At 57.3% G+C, this 15296-nt stretch carries 15 protein-coding genes; 8 read left to right on the top strand and 7 right to left on the bottom strand.

The window, feature by feature from the left end; all coding sequences use genetic code 11:
• Positions 1-5 precede the first annotated feature (5 nt).
• From SIB92_RS03900 to SIB92_RS03875, 6 genes are all read left to right on the top strand, one after another.
• Positions 6-1193 carry an ABC transporter substrate-binding protein gene (locus SIB92_RS03900; RefSeq protein WP_412554579.1) on the top strand — a complete coding sequence of 396 codons (1188 nt, stop codon included), beginning with the start codon at positions 6-8 and terminating at the stop codon, positions 1191-1193.
• Between the two features lie 94 nt (positions 1194-1287).
• The gene (locus SIB92_RS03895; RefSeq protein ID WP_412554578.1) at positions 1288-2070 is read left to right on the top strand and encodes an ABC transporter ATP-binding protein; all 783 of its coding nucleotides are present in this window, start codon (positions 1288-1290) and stop codon (positions 2068-2070) included.
• 96 nt (positions 2071-2166) lie between these two features.
• Positions 2167-2994, top strand: coding sequence for an ABC transporter ATP-binding protein (locus tag SIB92_RS03890; RefSeq protein WP_168591714.1), 828 nt, complete (start codon positions 2167-2169; stop codon positions 2992-2994).
• A 164-nt stretch (positions 2995-3158) separates the two neighbouring features.
• Positions 3159-3455 (top strand): hypothetical protein, encoded by a 297-nt coding sequence (locus SIB92_RS03885; protein ID WP_412554577.1) that lies wholly within the window; start codon positions 3159-3161, stop codon positions 3453-3455.
• A complete protein-coding gene (locus SIB92_RS03880; protein WP_294118812.1) occupies positions 3455-4465 on the top strand; it encodes a branched-chain amino acid ABC transporter permease in 1011 nt (336 codons plus the stop codon). Before SIB92_RS03885 ends, SIB92_RS03880 begins: the two co-directional genes overlap by 1 nt.
• Positions 4462-5766 (top strand): branched-chain amino acid ABC transporter permease, encoded by a 1305-nt coding sequence (locus SIB92_RS03875; protein WP_412554576.1) that lies wholly within the window; start codon positions 4462-4464, stop codon positions 5764-5766. The genes SIB92_RS03880 and SIB92_RS03875 overlap by 4 nt, the downstream gene beginning before the upstream one ends.
• Positions 5767-5832: 66 nt before the next feature.
• On the opposite strand, the gene SIB92_RS03870 is transcribed toward SIB92_RS03875, so the two are convergent.
• Positions 5833-7380: a helicase HerA-like domain-containing protein gene (locus tag SIB92_RS03870; RefSeq protein ID WP_412554575.1), complete on the bottom strand. Its 1548-nt coding sequence runs from the start codon at positions 7378-7380 to the stop codon at positions 5833-5835.
• Between the two features lie 484 nt (positions 7381-7864).
• On the opposite strand from SIB92_RS03870, the gene SIB92_RS03865 reads away from it, so the two are divergent.
• Entirely contained in the window at positions 7865-8470 is a 606-nt protein-coding gene (locus tag SIB92_RS03865; protein ID WP_412554574.1) for an invasion associated locus B family protein, read from the top strand.
• Between the two features lie 58 nt (positions 8471-8528).
• On the opposite strand, the gene SIB92_RS03860 is transcribed toward SIB92_RS03865, so the two are convergent.
• The 4 genes from SIB92_RS03860 to SIB92_RS03845 are packed head-to-tail and all read right to left on the bottom strand — an operon-like array spanning position 8529 to position 12799.
• Positions 8529-9737, bottom strand: a complete 1209-nt coding sequence (locus tag SIB92_RS03860; RefSeq protein ID WP_412554573.1) for a beta-ketoacyl-[acyl-carrier-protein] synthase family protein — start codon at positions 9735-9737, stop codon at positions 8529-8531.
• Positions 9738-9770: 33 nt separating this feature from the next.
• Complete coding sequence (locus SIB92_RS03855; RefSeq protein ID WP_412554572.1) at positions 9771-10034, bottom strand: acyl carrier protein; 264 nt, start codon at positions 10032-10034, stop codon at positions 9771-9773.
• 45 nt (positions 10035-10079) lie between these two features.
• Entirely contained in the window at positions 10080-11171 is a 1092-nt protein-coding gene (gene lpxD / locus SIB92_RS03850; RefSeq protein ID WP_412554571.1) for a UDP-3-O-(3-hydroxymyristoyl)glucosamine N-acyltransferase, read from the bottom strand.
• Between the two features lie 32 nt (positions 11172-11203).
• Complete coding sequence (locus tag SIB92_RS03845; RefSeq protein ID WP_412554570.1) at positions 11204-12799, bottom strand: L,D-transpeptidase family protein; 1596 nt, start codon at positions 12797-12799, stop codon at positions 11204-11206.
• A 337-nt stretch (positions 12800-13136) separates the two neighbouring features.
• On the opposite strand from SIB92_RS03845, the gene SIB92_RS03840 reads away from it, so the two are divergent.
• Positions 13137-13712: a YcbK family protein gene (locus SIB92_RS03840; RefSeq protein ID WP_294118802.1), complete on the top strand. Its 576-nt coding sequence runs from the start codon at positions 13137-13139 to the stop codon at positions 13710-13712.
• A gap of 80 nt (positions 13713-13792) precedes the next feature.
• Here SIB92_RS03840 and SIB92_RS03835 read toward each other — a convergent pair whose 3' ends face one another.
• Together SIB92_RS03835 and SIB92_RS03830 are read right to left on the bottom strand one after the other, a co-directional pair.
• Positions 13793-14740, bottom strand: coding sequence for an ABC transporter transmembrane domain-containing protein (locus tag SIB92_RS03835; protein WP_412554569.1), 948 nt, complete (start codon positions 14738-14740; stop codon positions 13793-13795).
• A 71-nt stretch (positions 14741-14811) separates the two neighbouring features.
• Positions 14812-15201, bottom strand: coding sequence for a hypothetical protein (locus tag SIB92_RS03830; RefSeq protein WP_412554568.1), 390 nt, complete (start codon positions 15199-15201; stop codon positions 14812-14814).
• Between the last annotated feature and the right edge of the window lie 95 nt (positions 15202-15296).

Here is a 15296-nt window from a genome sequence, read left to right as displayed (position 1 = left end):
TCCAAATGAAAAAGCTGCTTTTGGCATCCGCCGCTGGCGCACTGCTGGCCGGCGCGGCATCCGCAGAAGAAATCAAGCTGGGTGTGATCCTCGGCTTCACCGGCCCAATTGAATCGCTGACCCCATCCATGGCGGACGGCGCTGAGCTGGCGATGAAAGAAGTCTCCGACAGCGGCAAGCTGCTCGGCGGTGCAACCGTGACCTCCGTGCGCGCTGACTCCACCTGTATCGACGCAGCAGCGGCCTCCGCCGCAGCGGAGCGTCTGATCACAGCGGAAGGCGTGAAAGGCATCATGGGCGCGGACTGCTCTGGCGTGACCGGCGCAATCCTGAACAACGTGGCCGTGGCAAACGGCGTTGTGATGGTGTCCCCATCCGCAACCTCTCCAGGCCTGAGCCACGCAAACAACGAAGACAACGGCCTGTTCTTCCGCACCGCACCATCTGATGCCCGTCAGGGTGTTGTGATGACCGAAGTGCTGATGGAAGAAGGCATCAAAGAAGTTGCGGTAACCTACACCAACAACGACTACGGCAAAGGTCTGGCAGACAGCTTCCAGGCGGCGTTTGAAGCGGCTGGTGGTTCCGTGACCATCAACGCAGCACACGAAGACGGCAAAGCCGACTACTCCGCAGAAGTTGGCGCACTGGCAGCCGCAGGCGGCGAGCGTCTGGTTGTGGCTGGCTACGTGGACCAAGGTGGTTCCGGCATCGTGCGCGCGGCCATCGACTCCGGCGCGTTTGACACCTTCCACTTCCCGGACGGCATGATCTCCGACAAGCTGCAGGAAAACTTCGGTGACGAAATCGAAGGCTCCACCGGTCAGCACCCTGGCACCGACAGCCCTGGTGCAGCGAAGTTTGGTGAGATCGTAGGCGATGCGTTCGACGCGACTTCCCCGTTCACCCCAGAATCCTACGACGCGGCAGCGCTGATCCTGCTGGCGATGCAGGCGGCAGGGTCTTCCGATCCAGCGGCATACAAAGAGAAAGTCATGGATGTGGCCAACGCGCCGGGTGAGCAGATCTTCCCAGGTGAACTGGCGAAGGCACTGGAAATCATCGCGGGTGGCGGCGACGTGGACTATGTTGGTGCAACCGCGGTTGAGCTGATCGGCGCAGGTGAGTCGGCCGGTAACTACCGTCAGATCGTGATCGACGGCGGCAAGATCGCAACAGCCAAGTACCGCTAATCATTTGATGATTTGAGACCCAAAACAGCCCGGCTTGTCCGGGCTGTTTTTCAATATATAAGGCGCGGCACGAACTGCGCATGGGGGAAATGCTATGATCGTCGTAGAAGACGTTCACAAACATTTTGGTGGGTTTCGCGCTGTTGACGGAGCGAACCTGAAAATCGAACCGGGATCAATCACCGGACTTATCGGGCCAAACGGCGCCGGAAAAACCACTCTTTTCAATGTGATCGCCGGAGTTTTGCAACCAACCTCCGGCCGAGTGACCATGGACGGTGAGGACATCACAGGCCTGCCGCCGCATGAGCTGTTCCACAAAGGGCTGCTGCGGACGTTCCAGATCGCGCATGAGTTCAGCTCGATGAGCTGTCGCGAGAACCTGATGATGGTGCCTGGCGGGCAATCTGGTGAGACACTGTGGAACACCTGGTTTGGGCGCAAGCGGATTGCGGATGAGGAGCGCGCGTTGCGGGCGAAAGCCGACGAAGTGCTTGAATTCCTTACGGTTGAACATCTGGCGGACCACAAGGCCGGTCAGATTTCCGGCGGTCAGAAGAAGCTACTGGAGCTGGGACGCACCATGATGGTGGATGCCAAAATTGTCTTTCTGGACGAGGTTGGCGCCGGGGTGAACCGCACCCTGCTGAACACTATTGGTGATGCGATTCAACGGCTTAACAAAGAGCGTGGCTACACCTTTGTGGTGATTGAGCATGACATGGATTTCATTGGGCGCCTGTGTGATCCGGTGATCTGTATGGCCGAAGGCAAAGTGCTCGCAGAAGGCACTTTGGATGAGATCAAAGCCAACGAACAGGTGATCGAGGCCTACCTCGGCACCGGGCTCAAAAACAAGGAACAGCTGAACGCATAAGGGCCAAAAGGCACGTCGGTATTGCGTCTGTATCGCGACTGTATCGCGGAGGTGCAAAAATCGATCCCAAAATGCGATTTCAGCGGGGAGTGAGTGATGACGGGAAACCCGTATCAGGACGATCGCGGCAATAAAGACGCCACGATAGCCAACCCCAAAGGCGGAGGCGAAATGACGCCCGCCGTGGGGACCGGCAAAGAAATGAACACAACAGACGCCTTTTTGGTCGGCGACAGCATGACCGGCGGCTACGGCAAAGATGGGCCGGACATTTTGCATGACTGCACCATCGCCGTGAACCCGGGCGAGATTGCCGTGATTGTCGGGCCAAACGGCGCGGGTAAATCCACCGGCATGAAAGCGGTGTTTGGCATGTTGAACCTGCGCCAGGGCTCGGTGCGGCTGGATGGCGAAGACATCACCGCGCTGTCGCCACAGGCCCGCGTGGCCAAGGGCATGGGGTTTGTTCCGCAGGTGAACAATATCTTTACCTCTATGACTGTGGAAGAGAACCTCGAAATGGGTGCGTTTATCCGAACCGATGATTTCTCCGACACGATGGAACAGGTCTATGGCCTCTTCCCGATCCTGAAGGAAAAGCGCAACCAGCCAGCCGGTGAGCTTTCCGGTGGTCAACGTCAACAGGTGGCCGTGGGCCGTGCGCTGATGACCCAGCCAAAGGTGCTGATGCTGGATGAGCCAACCGCAGGCGTGTCGCCCATCGTGATGGACGAACTGTTTGACCGGATCATCGAAGTCAGCCGCACCGGCATTCCAATCCTGATGGTGGAGCAAAACGCCCGTCAGGCGCTGGAGATTGCCGACAAAGGCTACGTGCTGGTGCAAGGGCGCAATGCCTACACCGGCACCGGCAAAGACCTGCTCGCGGATGAAGAAGTCCGCAAGTCGTTCTTGGGGGGCTGATCGTTATGCTTCAAATAACAACCAGAAAACCAGCGCAAGCGCTTCTGGCGGCGGCACTATTACCAACGTCAGCTTTAAGTGCTCAGACTGATTACCTTTGCTCGGCAGAGAAGTTTTGCCAGTGCGTAAACGGAACCGATGGCTGTCACGTCGTTGACGGTGTGTTGACCGACCAAATCACTGACACCTGCCGCAATTCTAGCAAATCCTTTGCTTTGGAAGCAAAACGGCGAACAGTCTCGCTAAAAGGAGATAGTGTGAGCGTTACGCTGAAAGAAGCACGTCCTTTCTTCAGCGACGTCAATTGGTATCAATCCGGCGCTACTGGCGAGCGTGGCCTTCTAAACTTTTCATTCGACAATGAGGCCAACAAGCCAACTTTTGTCCTGCGCGAGATGGCGGCTGGCTCTGTCAACCGGCACATCTGGACACTCTCCGGACACTGCGAGGTGTTAAACTAATGGACTTTCTCAACGCCCTTGTGGCGCTTTCTAACTTTGTCATCATCCCTGCGATTGCCTATGGCAGCCAGCTGGCGCTTGGCGCGCTGGGGGTTACTCTGATCTACGGCATCTTGCGGTTCTCCAACTTTGCCCATGGCGACACCATGGCCTTTGGCGCGATGATTGGCGTTCTGGTCACCTGGTTCCTGCAATCGATGGGCGTGAGCTTTGGCCCGCTGCCAACGGCTCTGCTGGCCCTGCCCTTTGCCATACTGGGTACCATGGCGCTGGTGTTGATCACCGACCGCGTGGTCTATCGCTTCTATCGTGAGCAAAAGGCCAAGCCGGTGATCCTTGTGATTGTCTCGATGGGCGTGATGTTCATCATGAACGGTCTGGTGCGTTTCATCATCGGTCCAAACGATCAGAAGTTTGCTGATGGCGAGCGCTTCATCATCTCGGTGCGGGAATTCAAAGCCCTGACCGGCCTTAAAGAAGGTCTGGCGATCAAAACCACCCAAGGCATCACCGTTGTGGTGGCAATAATTGCCGTGGCGCTGCTGTTCTGGTTCCTGAACCGGACCCGCACAGGCAAGTCGATGCGCGCCTATTCGGACAACGAAGATCTTGCGCTGTTGTCGGGCATCAACCCGGAGCGCGTGGTGATGTACACGTGGCTGATTGTGGCCGCGCTCGCGACCACCGCCGGTGTGCTCTACGGCCTCGACAAGTCCTTCAAACCCTTTGTCTACTTCCAGCTGCTGTTGCCGATCTTTGCGTCGGCCATTGTCGGCGGCCTTGGCAGCCCGTTGGGCGCCATTGCTGGTGGGTTTGTGATTGCCTTCTCTGAAGTCACCATCACTTACGCTTGGAAGAAAGTGCTGAAATACATGCTGCCAGAAAGCCTGGAACCCTCCAGCCTCGTGCAGCTTTTGAGCACAGACTACAAATTTGCCGTCAGCTTCGTGATCCTGATTGTGGTCCTGCTGTTTAAGCCGACCGGCCTGTTCAAGGGGAAATCGGTATGAGCGAGACAACAAAAAACACCGCTCTGTTTGGTCTGGTCTTTGGCCTGCTCATTCTGACCGGGTTTATGCAGAGCTGGAACGTGGCTGTGCTTATTCTCAACATGGGTTTGATCTCTGCCATCATGGCCTTGGGGGTGAACCTGCAGTGGGGCTTTGCCGGGCTGTTTAACGTGGGTGTCATGGGCTTTGTTGCTCTGGGTGGCCTGGCCGTGGTGCTGACCTCTGCTGCGCCCGTTGAAGGCGCGTGGAGCGCAGGTGGATGGCGCATTGTAATCGCCTTACTTGCAGGCGCTGGCACAATTGTCGCCACGGTGATGGTGCGTCAGCGCATGGCGGCAGGCCGCGCGCGCAACATTGCCACCATCGCCATTCTGGTTGTGGGTTTCTTCCTGTATCGCGGCATCTTCGATCCCGGTGTGGCGGCAGTGGAGGCGATCAATCCGGCGCTGCAAGGCAACCTGGGCGGCCTGAACCTGCCGGTGCTGCTGGCCTGGCCTATGGGGGGCCTGTTGGCCGCTGGCGTGGCCTGGCTGATTGGTAAGACAGCGCTTGGTCTGCGCTCGGATTATCTGGCGATTGCAACGCTGGGTATTGCCGAGATCATCATTGCGGTGATGAAAAACGAAGACTGGCTGGCACGCGGCGTGAAGAACATGGTCGGGCTGGACCGCCCAGTTCCTTACGAGATCGACCTGCAGAACTCGTCCGCGTTCATCAACCGGGCCGAGGGACTTGGCATGGATGTGGCAACAGCCTCGTCCCTGTTTGTGAAGCTCAACTACTCGATCCTGTTTGCAGTGGTTCTGGCGATCATCTTCGTGATGGCACAACTCGCGCTAAAAAGCCCCTGGGGTCGGATGATGCGCGCGATCCGCGACAATGAAGTGGCGGCAGAGGCCATGGGCAAAGACGTGACCAACCGTCACTTGCAGATCTTTGTGATTGGCTCTGCGGTCTGTGGCATTGCCGGTGCGATGATGACCACGCTGGATGGGCAGCTGACGCCGGGCACCTATAACCCATTGCGCTACACCTTCCTGATCTGGGTGATGGTGATTGTGGGCGGCTCTGGCAACAACCTTGGCGCGGTGCTTGGCGGGTTCCTGATCTGGTTCCTCTGGGTGCAGGTGGAGCCGATGGGGCTGTGGCTGATGGAAGTGATCACCTCGGGCATGGCGGAGGACAGTGGCCTCAGGAAGCACCTGATCGACAGCGCGGCGCATATGCGGCTGTTGACCATGGGGGTGATCCTGTTGCTGGTGCTGAGGTTCAGCCCACGCGGCTTGATCCCGGAGAAGTAAAGAAAAGGCGCCCCGGTGGGGCGCCTTTTGCTTTCGGCGAAGGTACTTTTTGAAAGAGAAAGCGCCTTAGCGCCCTTTGAACAAACCTCCCAGCACGCCGCGCACGATGCGACGGCCTGTGGTTCCGGAGAGTTCCTTCATCACCATTTTGGTCATGGCCTCACCAAAGGTGTCATCCGCCCGCACCCGCAGTGTTCTGGCGGAAGAGCGCCGCACGCGGGAACCCGAATAGCGCCGTGCGGCGGTGAACTCCCGCTCCATGGGCGCCATGTCTTCTTCGCGGGCTTCCAACTGTTCGGCTTCTTGTGCAGCCGCTTTGGCGCGGGCGGTCAGGATTTCATAGGCAGACCGGCGGTCCACTGGCGTGTCGTATTTCCCAGCAAGTGAGGAATTAGCGAGTACTGCTTTGCGATCTGCAGGTGCCAGCGGGCCAAGTTGAGAGGATGGCGGGCGGATCAGCGTACGCTCGACAATGCCCGGCACGCCCTTCTTCATCAGCATTGAAGTGACAGCTTCCCCTACCCCAACTTCGCGAATGGCCTCTTCCGTCACAAATCGAGGATTGGGGCGGTAAGTTTCTGCGGCCAGACGCAGGGCTTTCTTGTCGCGCGCGGTGAAGGCGCGCAGAGCGTGTTGGACGCGGTTGCCCAATTGACCGAGGATGTCTTCGGGGATGTCATCGGGGTTCTGAGTAACAAAGTAGACACCCACACCTTTGGAGCGGATCAGGCGGGCCACCTGTTCCACCTTGTCGACCAAGGCTTTGGGAGCCCCGTCAAACAGCAAATGCGCCTCGTCAAAAAAGAACACCAGTTTGGGTTTGTCGGGGTCGCCCACTTCCGGCAAGCTTTCGAACAACTCAGAGAGGAGCCACAGAAGGAAGGTCGCATACAGCCGTGGCGAGCCCATAAGCTTGTCGGCGGCCAGAATGTTGATGTATCCACGCCCGTCCGGTGCGGTGCGCATCAGATCGTCCAACTCCAGCGCAGGCTCGCCAAAGAGCTTGGTGGCGCCTTCGTTTTCCAGCACCAGCAGGCGGCGTTGAATGGCGCCGATGGAGTTCACAGAGATGTTGCCATAACGCAGCGCAAGGTCTGCTCGGTTCTCGCCTACCCAGACCAGCAAGGCCTGCAGGTCCTTAAGGTCCAAGAGCGGCATGCCTTGCTCATCTGCCAGACGGAAAGCGATGTTGAGGATGCCTTCCTGAGCCTCGCTGAGCTCCATCAACCGGGCTAAAAGCAGAGGTCCCATTTCAGCAACTGTGGTGCGCACCGGATGGCCCTGTTCGCCAAAAAGGTCCCAGAAGGTGACAGGAAAAGACTCATAGAGGTAGTTGTCAAAACCGATCTTTTCCGCGCGAGATGTGAAGGCGTCGTGGAGCTTAAAATCGGCGCTTCCGGCGGCGGCGAGACCGGACAGGTCCCCTTTCACATCCGACAGAAAGACCGGCACGCCCGCAGCGGCAAAACCCTCGGCGAGAATCTGAAGCGTTACGGTCTTACCGGTGCCCGTGGCCCCTGCAATCAGCCCGTGTCGGTTGGCATATTTTAGCGTCAGACCCTGCTTTTCAGCGTAATCCGCGCCACCGCCGCCCAAAAAAATCTTACCATCCATCAGTCGCTTACCCCTAAAGTCCCTTATTTTTAACACCCAAAAACGTGCGTCACATACATTGTTAACCTTTATATGGCAGTTTCAAAACTGTTCTGGAACAGCCCAAACGGGTTTGGAACGGAACTCCTCCCTGTTGAGACTGGCCGCACTTTATGTGCGGCCTTTTTTTTGAACAAAAACAGCGCAGAAACTTCTACTTTTGCTGTTGACCGGAGCCCCATTTCTTCGTAGCGTTTCGGCAATGAATAAGTCGGCCAGTCCGACGGGGAGTGAAAAATTTGGAAAAGGGCCTTTGCGGGCCCTTTTTCTTTTGGGTGAATACCCTTGCACTTCAGCCTTCGCACTCTGGACAGTCCTCGCAAAATGACCGGAAGGTATCAGCAAATTTCTGCTGGGATGCGCCGGGTTTTAGTTAACCCAATCCTGACAAAGCCACTGGGTCATGATAAGCGGGCAGAAAGACATGCAAAGGACACAGACAGACATGCGAAACTTCCCTATCTTTGCGACAGCCGTTTCCTTGGCTCTGATGGCTGGCCCTGCGCTGGCGCAGGGGGTTCCTTCCCTGGCGGACGGTTCCCTGGCCATGGGCGAAGCGGTGAACGAAGCCGCGCAACCTGTCTCGCCCGCGCAGCTGGAAGAGAATGTGTCGTCTGAGATCATTGGCGACTGGGATCTGCAATGCGCAACCACTGGCCCCGAGCCGCGCCCGTGCCGCATGTATCAACTTATGCGCGACGACACGGGCAACCCGGTGTCTGAAGTCACCTTGTTCTCCTTGCCAGTTGCTGAAGGTGAAGCGGTTGCAGGGGCCACTGTGATTGTTCCTTTGGAAACTCTGCTGACCGCACAACTGACCATGTCTGTGGACGGAAAAACCACGCGGCGCTACCCGTTTGCCTTCTGCAACCAACTGGGCTGCATCGCGCGTATTGGTCTGAGCGCTGAAGACATTGCCAACTTCAAAAGTGGCAACAAGGCTGTGCTGAGCATTGTGCCTGCGCTGGCGCCAACCCAGTCGGTGAATGTGAACATGTCCCTCAAAGGCTTCACGAAAGCGTTTGAGAAAGCCGAAAACAATGGCCAGTAAGTGGGCGTAAGTTTCAGAAATTGGGCCGCCTCTGAGGGCGGCCTTTTTGTTTGAAACGTCAGACCCTGCGCAGGGCCAGAACAGCATTGAGACCGCCAAAAGCAAAGGCATTGGATAGCGCCACCTCAATGGTGGCCTCGCGTGCCTCGTTGGGCACCACATCCAATGCGCATTCCGGATCCGCCTCCTCATAGCCGATTGTGGGGGCGATCACGCCGTCTCGCAGTGCCATGATACAGGCCAGCAGTTCGACGGCGCCTGTGCCGCCAATCAAGTGCCCGTGCATCGACTTAGTCGAGGACATCATCAGCCGGTCAGCATGGGGGCCAAAAACGTCCGCCACCGCGCTGCATTCAGTTTTGTCATTTGCCGCAGTGCCCGTGCCATGGGCGTTGATGTAGCCCACCTCCTCGCGGTTGACGCCAGCATCCTCAAGTGCACCGGCAATCGCGCGCGACGCGCCTTGGCGGGAGGGCATCACAATGTCGGCTGCATCCGAGGTCATGGCAAAGCCAATCACCTCGGCCAGAATGTCGGCTCCGCGGGCTTTGGCATGGTCCATCTCTTCAAAGACAAACACACCGGCGCCCTCACCTTGCACCATCCCGTTGCGGGTGGCAGAGAACGGGCGACAGGCATCCTTGGACATCACACGCAGGCCTTCCCAGGCCTTGACGCCGCCAAAGCACAGCATGGACTCTGTGCCACCGGTGATCATCACTGGCGCCATGCCGGAGCGCACCATCTGAAAGGCTTGCGCCATGGCGTGATTGGAACTGGCACAGGCCGAGGCCACAGTGAAGCTCGGGCCTTTGAGATTGAACTCCATGCTGATGTGGCTCGCGGCGGCATTGTTCATCAGCTTGGGCACCACAAAAGGGTGCACCCGGTTTTTGCCGTCCTCATAGACTGTGCGGTAGTTCTCATCCAGCGTTTGCATACCACCGCCGGAATTGCCCATAACCACGCCGGATTTGGCGGACAGCGCGCCGGAAAACTCCAGTCCGGATTGGGCCAGTGCTTCACGGGCGGCGATCAGCGCAAATTGGGTGAACCGGTCATAGAGCGCCATTTGCTGGCGATTGAAGATTGTATCGGAGGCAAAATCCCGAACCTGAGCGCCAATTTGCACCGCCAGCCGGTCCACATCGCGCATCTCCAACGGTCCAATGCCACAATGCCCTTCGCGCATGGCCTCAAGCGTTTGCGTCACGTTGTGACCCAGTGCGTTGATGGTGCCCGCGCCTGTGATAACGACCCGTTTCATAGTCCTTGCCTTATACTTTCAAAGAACCGCCGGTTATGCCGTTGATGCGTTATCGACCAGCTTTTCGATCCCTGCGATGATTGTCGCCACAGAGGAGATGTCAAATTCGCTGTTTTCCGGCTCATTGGCATTGAACGGGATTGAGATGTCGAATTCTTCCTCGATGGCAAAAATGCTCTCGACCAGGCCAAGGCTGTCAATGCCCAGATCTTCCAAGGTGTTTTCCATGGTCACATCTGATGGTTCCAGCACGGCCTGCTCCGCCACAATCGCAATGACACGGTCTTTGACACTCATAGTCTCATCCTTTGATCGGCTTTGTCCGCAATTTAGCGCGGGGACTTACGTCTTTGAACCGAGTTTTGAAACAGTTTTTTGAAGATCGGCAAATTGCTTGGCCAAACGGGGCAGACGTCGCAGGGCTTTATACATTTCCAAATGGGTGTCCATCTTGACCGCGGGGTAGCCGAGAAGCACCTGACCTTTTGGCACTTTGCTAAGGATCTTGGTGGCGCCACCGCCGATGACGTTGTCGCCAACGGTGGTGTTGTCCGTCACACCAACCTGGCCGCCAAACACCACGTTGTTGCCAATGACCGTTGAGCCGGCAATGCCAACCTGCGCTGCAAACAGGCAATCGTTGCCGACCACCACATTGTGCGCGATGTGCACCAGATTGTCGATTTTACAGCCGTTGCCGATGCGCGTGTCGCGCACGGTGCCATAGTCGACGCAGGTGTTGGCGCCAATCTCGACGTCGTCTCCAATGGTCACGGCACCAAGCGAGTGAATACGGGCCCAGGCCTGTTCAGTGACGTCACCTTGATCGCCAAGCGAGGCGCGGGCTTTTTCCACGCCGCTGGCCTCCGGAGTCACAAAGGACATGCCATCCGCCCCGATGCGCGCGCCTGGCTGGCACCAGAAACGGTCCCCAATGGTGACGCGTGCGCCAACGGAGACATGGTCACGCAACATTCCATTGATGCCAATGCGGCTGTCTGCACCGATGTGGCAAAACGGGCCGATCACCGTGCCGGCGCCAATCTGCGCACGCGGACCAATCACTGCATAGGGTGCAATGGTCACGCCTTCGCCGATGGTGGCAGTATCATCAATCAAAGCGGTGGGGTGGATGCCTTCGGGAAAATGCTGGCCCAGATCCATCATGCGAGACAGACCAGACATGGCATAGCGGCCGCGCTTGGCGGTGATTGCCGCCTCCAGCCCCATGGCCTGCCAGTCCGCACCGTCCCAAAGCAACGCAACCCGTGCCTGACCTTTGGACAGTCCATCAGCAAATTTGGGATTGGTCAGAAGCGCGAGGTCGTCAGGGCCGGCCGAAGCCGGCTCTGACACATGTTCTACGATCAAATCGGTGTTGCCATGCGCCTCCGCGTCAATTGCCGCAGCAATCTCTCGAACAGTAAACGCCATGCGCGGTCCTCCGAAATGACTTTGGAGGCGTTTTATCCCTGATGGGAGGTCAGCGCCACCCCTTCGTTGGCCAGTGCATTCCAGATCTTGGCATCCCGGCCGTAGACATCACGGCGGTATTGCACCGGACCTTTGGCCTCGGTGTAAGCCGTGCGGTAGATGATGTGTACCGGCAACGGCACATCCAGATCCACGCGGGTTTCGCGACCGGTATTCAAGGTCTTGTGGAAGAAGTCCTTCGGCTGGCTCTCCTGAGGCTCCAGAAGCGTATAGGCAAAGTCAAACGGCTGCTGCAGACGGATACAGCCATGGCTGTAGGCGCGGGTTTCGCGCAGGAACAGAGCCTTCTGTGGGGTATCATGCAGATAGATGTTGTGCTTGTTCGGGAACATGAACTTCACCAGACCCAGTGCGTTGCGGTTGCCCGGCGCCTGCTTCATGTCAAACGGGAAGTTGCGGGTGGAGAATTGTGAGAAATCCACGGAGCCCCGATCCACAGTCTGGCCACGGCCATTCACCAAACGCAGATAACTCACGGCGTTGGGGTTTTTCTTGAGCATCGGCAGGTATTCTTTGGTGGCAATCGAGCGCGGCACGTTCCAGGTCGGATTGATCACCATATGGGTCATGGTGTCGGAGAACTCCGGGCTGCGGCGGTCGGACTGGTTTTTGCCAATCACCGAACGGGTGCGGAAGGTCAGCTTGCCATCATCCATCACTTTGGCGGTGAAGTCAGTCAGGTTGACCAAGATTTCGCGGCCAACGCTTTCACGGGTCAACCAGCGTTCCCGCTCCATCGCCACCATGATTGACTTCAAACGCTCCTCAGCGGAAACGTTGATCTCGGTGATGGTGCCTTTGCCTGCAACACCGTCGCTTTCTAAACCATGGGCGATCTGAAACGCCTGAACAGCTTTTTCCATTTCGCGATCATATTGCGCGGTTGCCGAGCGTTGCATGAAGCCCATGCGCATCAGGCGGTCGCGCAGCGCAATCACGGAATTCCCGGAATTGCCTGGCTCCAGCTTGGCAACCGGCACGGTTGCGCCCCAGCCGCCATTGGCGATCAGACGCTGCAAGCGCAGCTTCTCTTTCATCAGACGAGTATATTCCTGGGTCTGTGGCGCCAGAGACCTCAGGAAAGCTTTGGGGTCTTCGGCGGCGGCAAAGCTGTGCATCAACTCAGTGCGGTCGCGGCGCTGAATCTCGCGCACGATGCCATTGTCGACACGGGACGGCACCAGCATGCCGGAATTGATGTCACGGGCATATTTCAAATAGGCTTTGGTCAGGGCCACTTCGACCATGCCAAGGTCGCGCACGCTGCGCGCACCGGCCATCTGAGCCACCAGTTGATCAGTGTTGTACCGTTCTGCGGGAAGCGCGTGATCTTCCACTCGTCCAAGAGCCGCGATCAGCGCCTTGCGGCGGGCCACAAAGGAATCACCCTCGCCTGTCCACACGGGTTCATAGGTTGATTCCCGATAAAACGCGGCCACATCCGTATCTCTGGCGGCGGCTTCCGCCACGGCCTGCTTAAAAGCCGGAAAAGCTTGCGCGCCATTTGTGAGCACCAAAACCGCAAAAATCGCAGCGAGAAAAGAGCCTAGAATTCCGCGCGTTAGCATCCTGTGAACCATGTTACATTCCCAAAGTCATAAAGCTGTCCTGTACGGTGCTTGACTATAGTCTCACCTGTCCAATCACAAGTTCGCAAACTGAATAAACCTTTATTCAACTGTTGCCGTGTTACCCAGTTTGTGTCGGGGCCAGATGGAGGCCAATTCTTCATCAATTAAGCAAAGTTTCGCCGAAATTCGGCACTACGCTTGGTCAAGGCAGAAAAGAACTCTTGGTTGAAGATTCCCTATGTGTCATAAAAACCGCACATCTGAGGGGATCAAGATGAAATCACGGCCGCGTAACATCGCGGTGGCAGGTAAGCGACGGGACAGGCGCTGAAACATGAATGAACCAAAAGACGGCTCTCTGAGCATGACACGGCGCGGCCTATTGGGCGCGTTTGCAGCAACCGCACTTGTGGCGGCACCCACCTACTCCAAGGCAGCAGGCTTCCTGCGCGGTGGTGGCGATATTCGCCGATTGAAGATGTACTCCGGTCGGACCGGGGAGCGCATCGACACCATCTATTGGGTCGAAGGCAAGTACATCAAAGACGCGGTGAAAGAAATCAACGCATTTATGCGGGATTGGCGCACCAACGATGTGATCGGCATCGACACACGTACCATCGACATCATGGCAGCGGCACACAACCTTATGGATGTGAATGAACCCTATATGTTACTTTCTGGTTACCGCAGTCCAAAAACCAATGCGATGCTGCGTTCCCGCTCTCGCGGTGTGGCCAAAAACTCCCTGCACATGAAGGGCCAGGCCGCAGACCTGCGCCTCGGTTCGCGCTCTGTGCATCAGATGGCGAAAGCTGCTGCGGCCTGCCGCGCCGGTGGTGTTGGCCGCTACTCGGGCTCCAACTTTGTGCATATGGACTGTGGTCCCGTGCGTACGTGGGGTCGGTAAACAGATCCAAGGCTGGTGGCTGTCCCACCACCAGTTCACCAAAGTTTCCCAAGGCGCCGTTTTCGGCGCCTTTTGTTTTGTCAGGGCTTCGCCGGCTTGGCTCTTTGCGCCGTCAAACCATCGCCTACAATCAGATCAAATTTGACCCGTACTGAACTGAGTTCTTTGTAAAAGTTCAGCAACAGCCGCCATGGACCGTTGATTTTCTCCAGTGCTGAGATAGAGGCCACCACCGTGCCGATGTCGGCACGCCCCTCCATCATCAGGAAACCACCGATCATCAGGATACCGACAAGGCCCATGCCGCTGAGAATGTTCATCATGAACTTCATCGACAACTTCAGACGAAAGATGCCTCGCCGGGTTTCATAGATTTCATCAAAGTCATCCAACACCGCCTGTTGCGCGGTTTTGACCTCGGCCAGGTTTTCTTCTGACAAGGTGCCCGTTGCATGGCGCAGCACAATGGTACGCTCTTTGACGCGCCGATTCACCCGCTCCTGCAACAAAAGAACGATCAGCGCCTGCGGCACCACAATAGCCACGAGGAAACCGCCTAGATAGGGCTGGGTGGCGGCCACAAAGGACACCACCGAGACCAGCGTGCCTAGTTGCACCACCGGATTGGCCAAAGCCTGCCCCACAAAGCGCCCCACTTCCTCGGCTTCGGCGGAAATGATGGTGGCGATGGTGCCGGTAGACTGTTTCTGGATCGCCAGATCCTGCGAGGTGTCATGCCGCGCCTCATAAACGGCGCTGCGGATGCGGCGGATGGTGGCCTCCCCAAGCAGGTTGCTGCGGTAGTTCAGAACAAACTTGAAGATGTTGGTCACAACAATGACCGCAAGGTACCCGCCACACATCCAGATCAACGTGTTGACCTCAAGATCAGGACCAAGGCTGTTGATGATGTCTTTTTGAAATTGAAGCGGCACGGCGGCCAAAGCGGCGACAACAAGCGAGAGCGCCACCAGAAGGATTTGCACCTTGCCAGTGGCGCGCAGAATACGGACGTAGAAGCGGATCATTTTGTTTTCCCGAAGGGGACCTGAGACCAGGCAATTTCGAAGAAAACTCAATCAGCTACATAGGGAATTGTCTAGCCTTCGTAGCGCCAGCCACCGCGCCGGTCCGCCAGTTCCCGCTCACCGGGCAGTAGCGTACCCAGCTTGACCTGACCAGCCATGGATGCGGCCACAGCCTGCACGGGCGCGGTTGCAGGTTGCGCTGTGGGCGCTGCCGTTTCCGGCGCAGCTTCAGGCGTTTGCGGCACGGCGGGCGACACATTGTGCGCGGTCGCAGAGCTCTTGAGGGCATCCTCTTCCGCGGGCTTCTTTCCGCCCAGTTGGACCACAACGAAAAAGGTCGCAGCAGCAAGGACTGCGGATAACAGCACGTTCCAGCCAAACGCCAAAATTGTGACCAGCAAAACTGCAAAAGCAGCCAGCAAAGCCACTGTCGAACTTTTCTTCTTTGTCTCTTGTGCCATGTCTGTTCCTCCCCGAACTGGCAAAACTATAGGGCTCCCCTGCTCTACCACCTAGAAAAACATGGGCTTTGCCTATTGGCCTTTGGTCGCAAACG

The sequence above is a fragment of the Shimia sp. MIT1388 genome (genome assembly GCF_047124445.1).
GTDB lineage: Bacteria > Pseudomonadota > Alphaproteobacteria > Rhodobacterales > Rhodobacteraceae > Shimia.
Note: the sequence above shows the minus strand (reverse complement) of the source record. Positions and strands in the feature narration are given on the sequence as shown.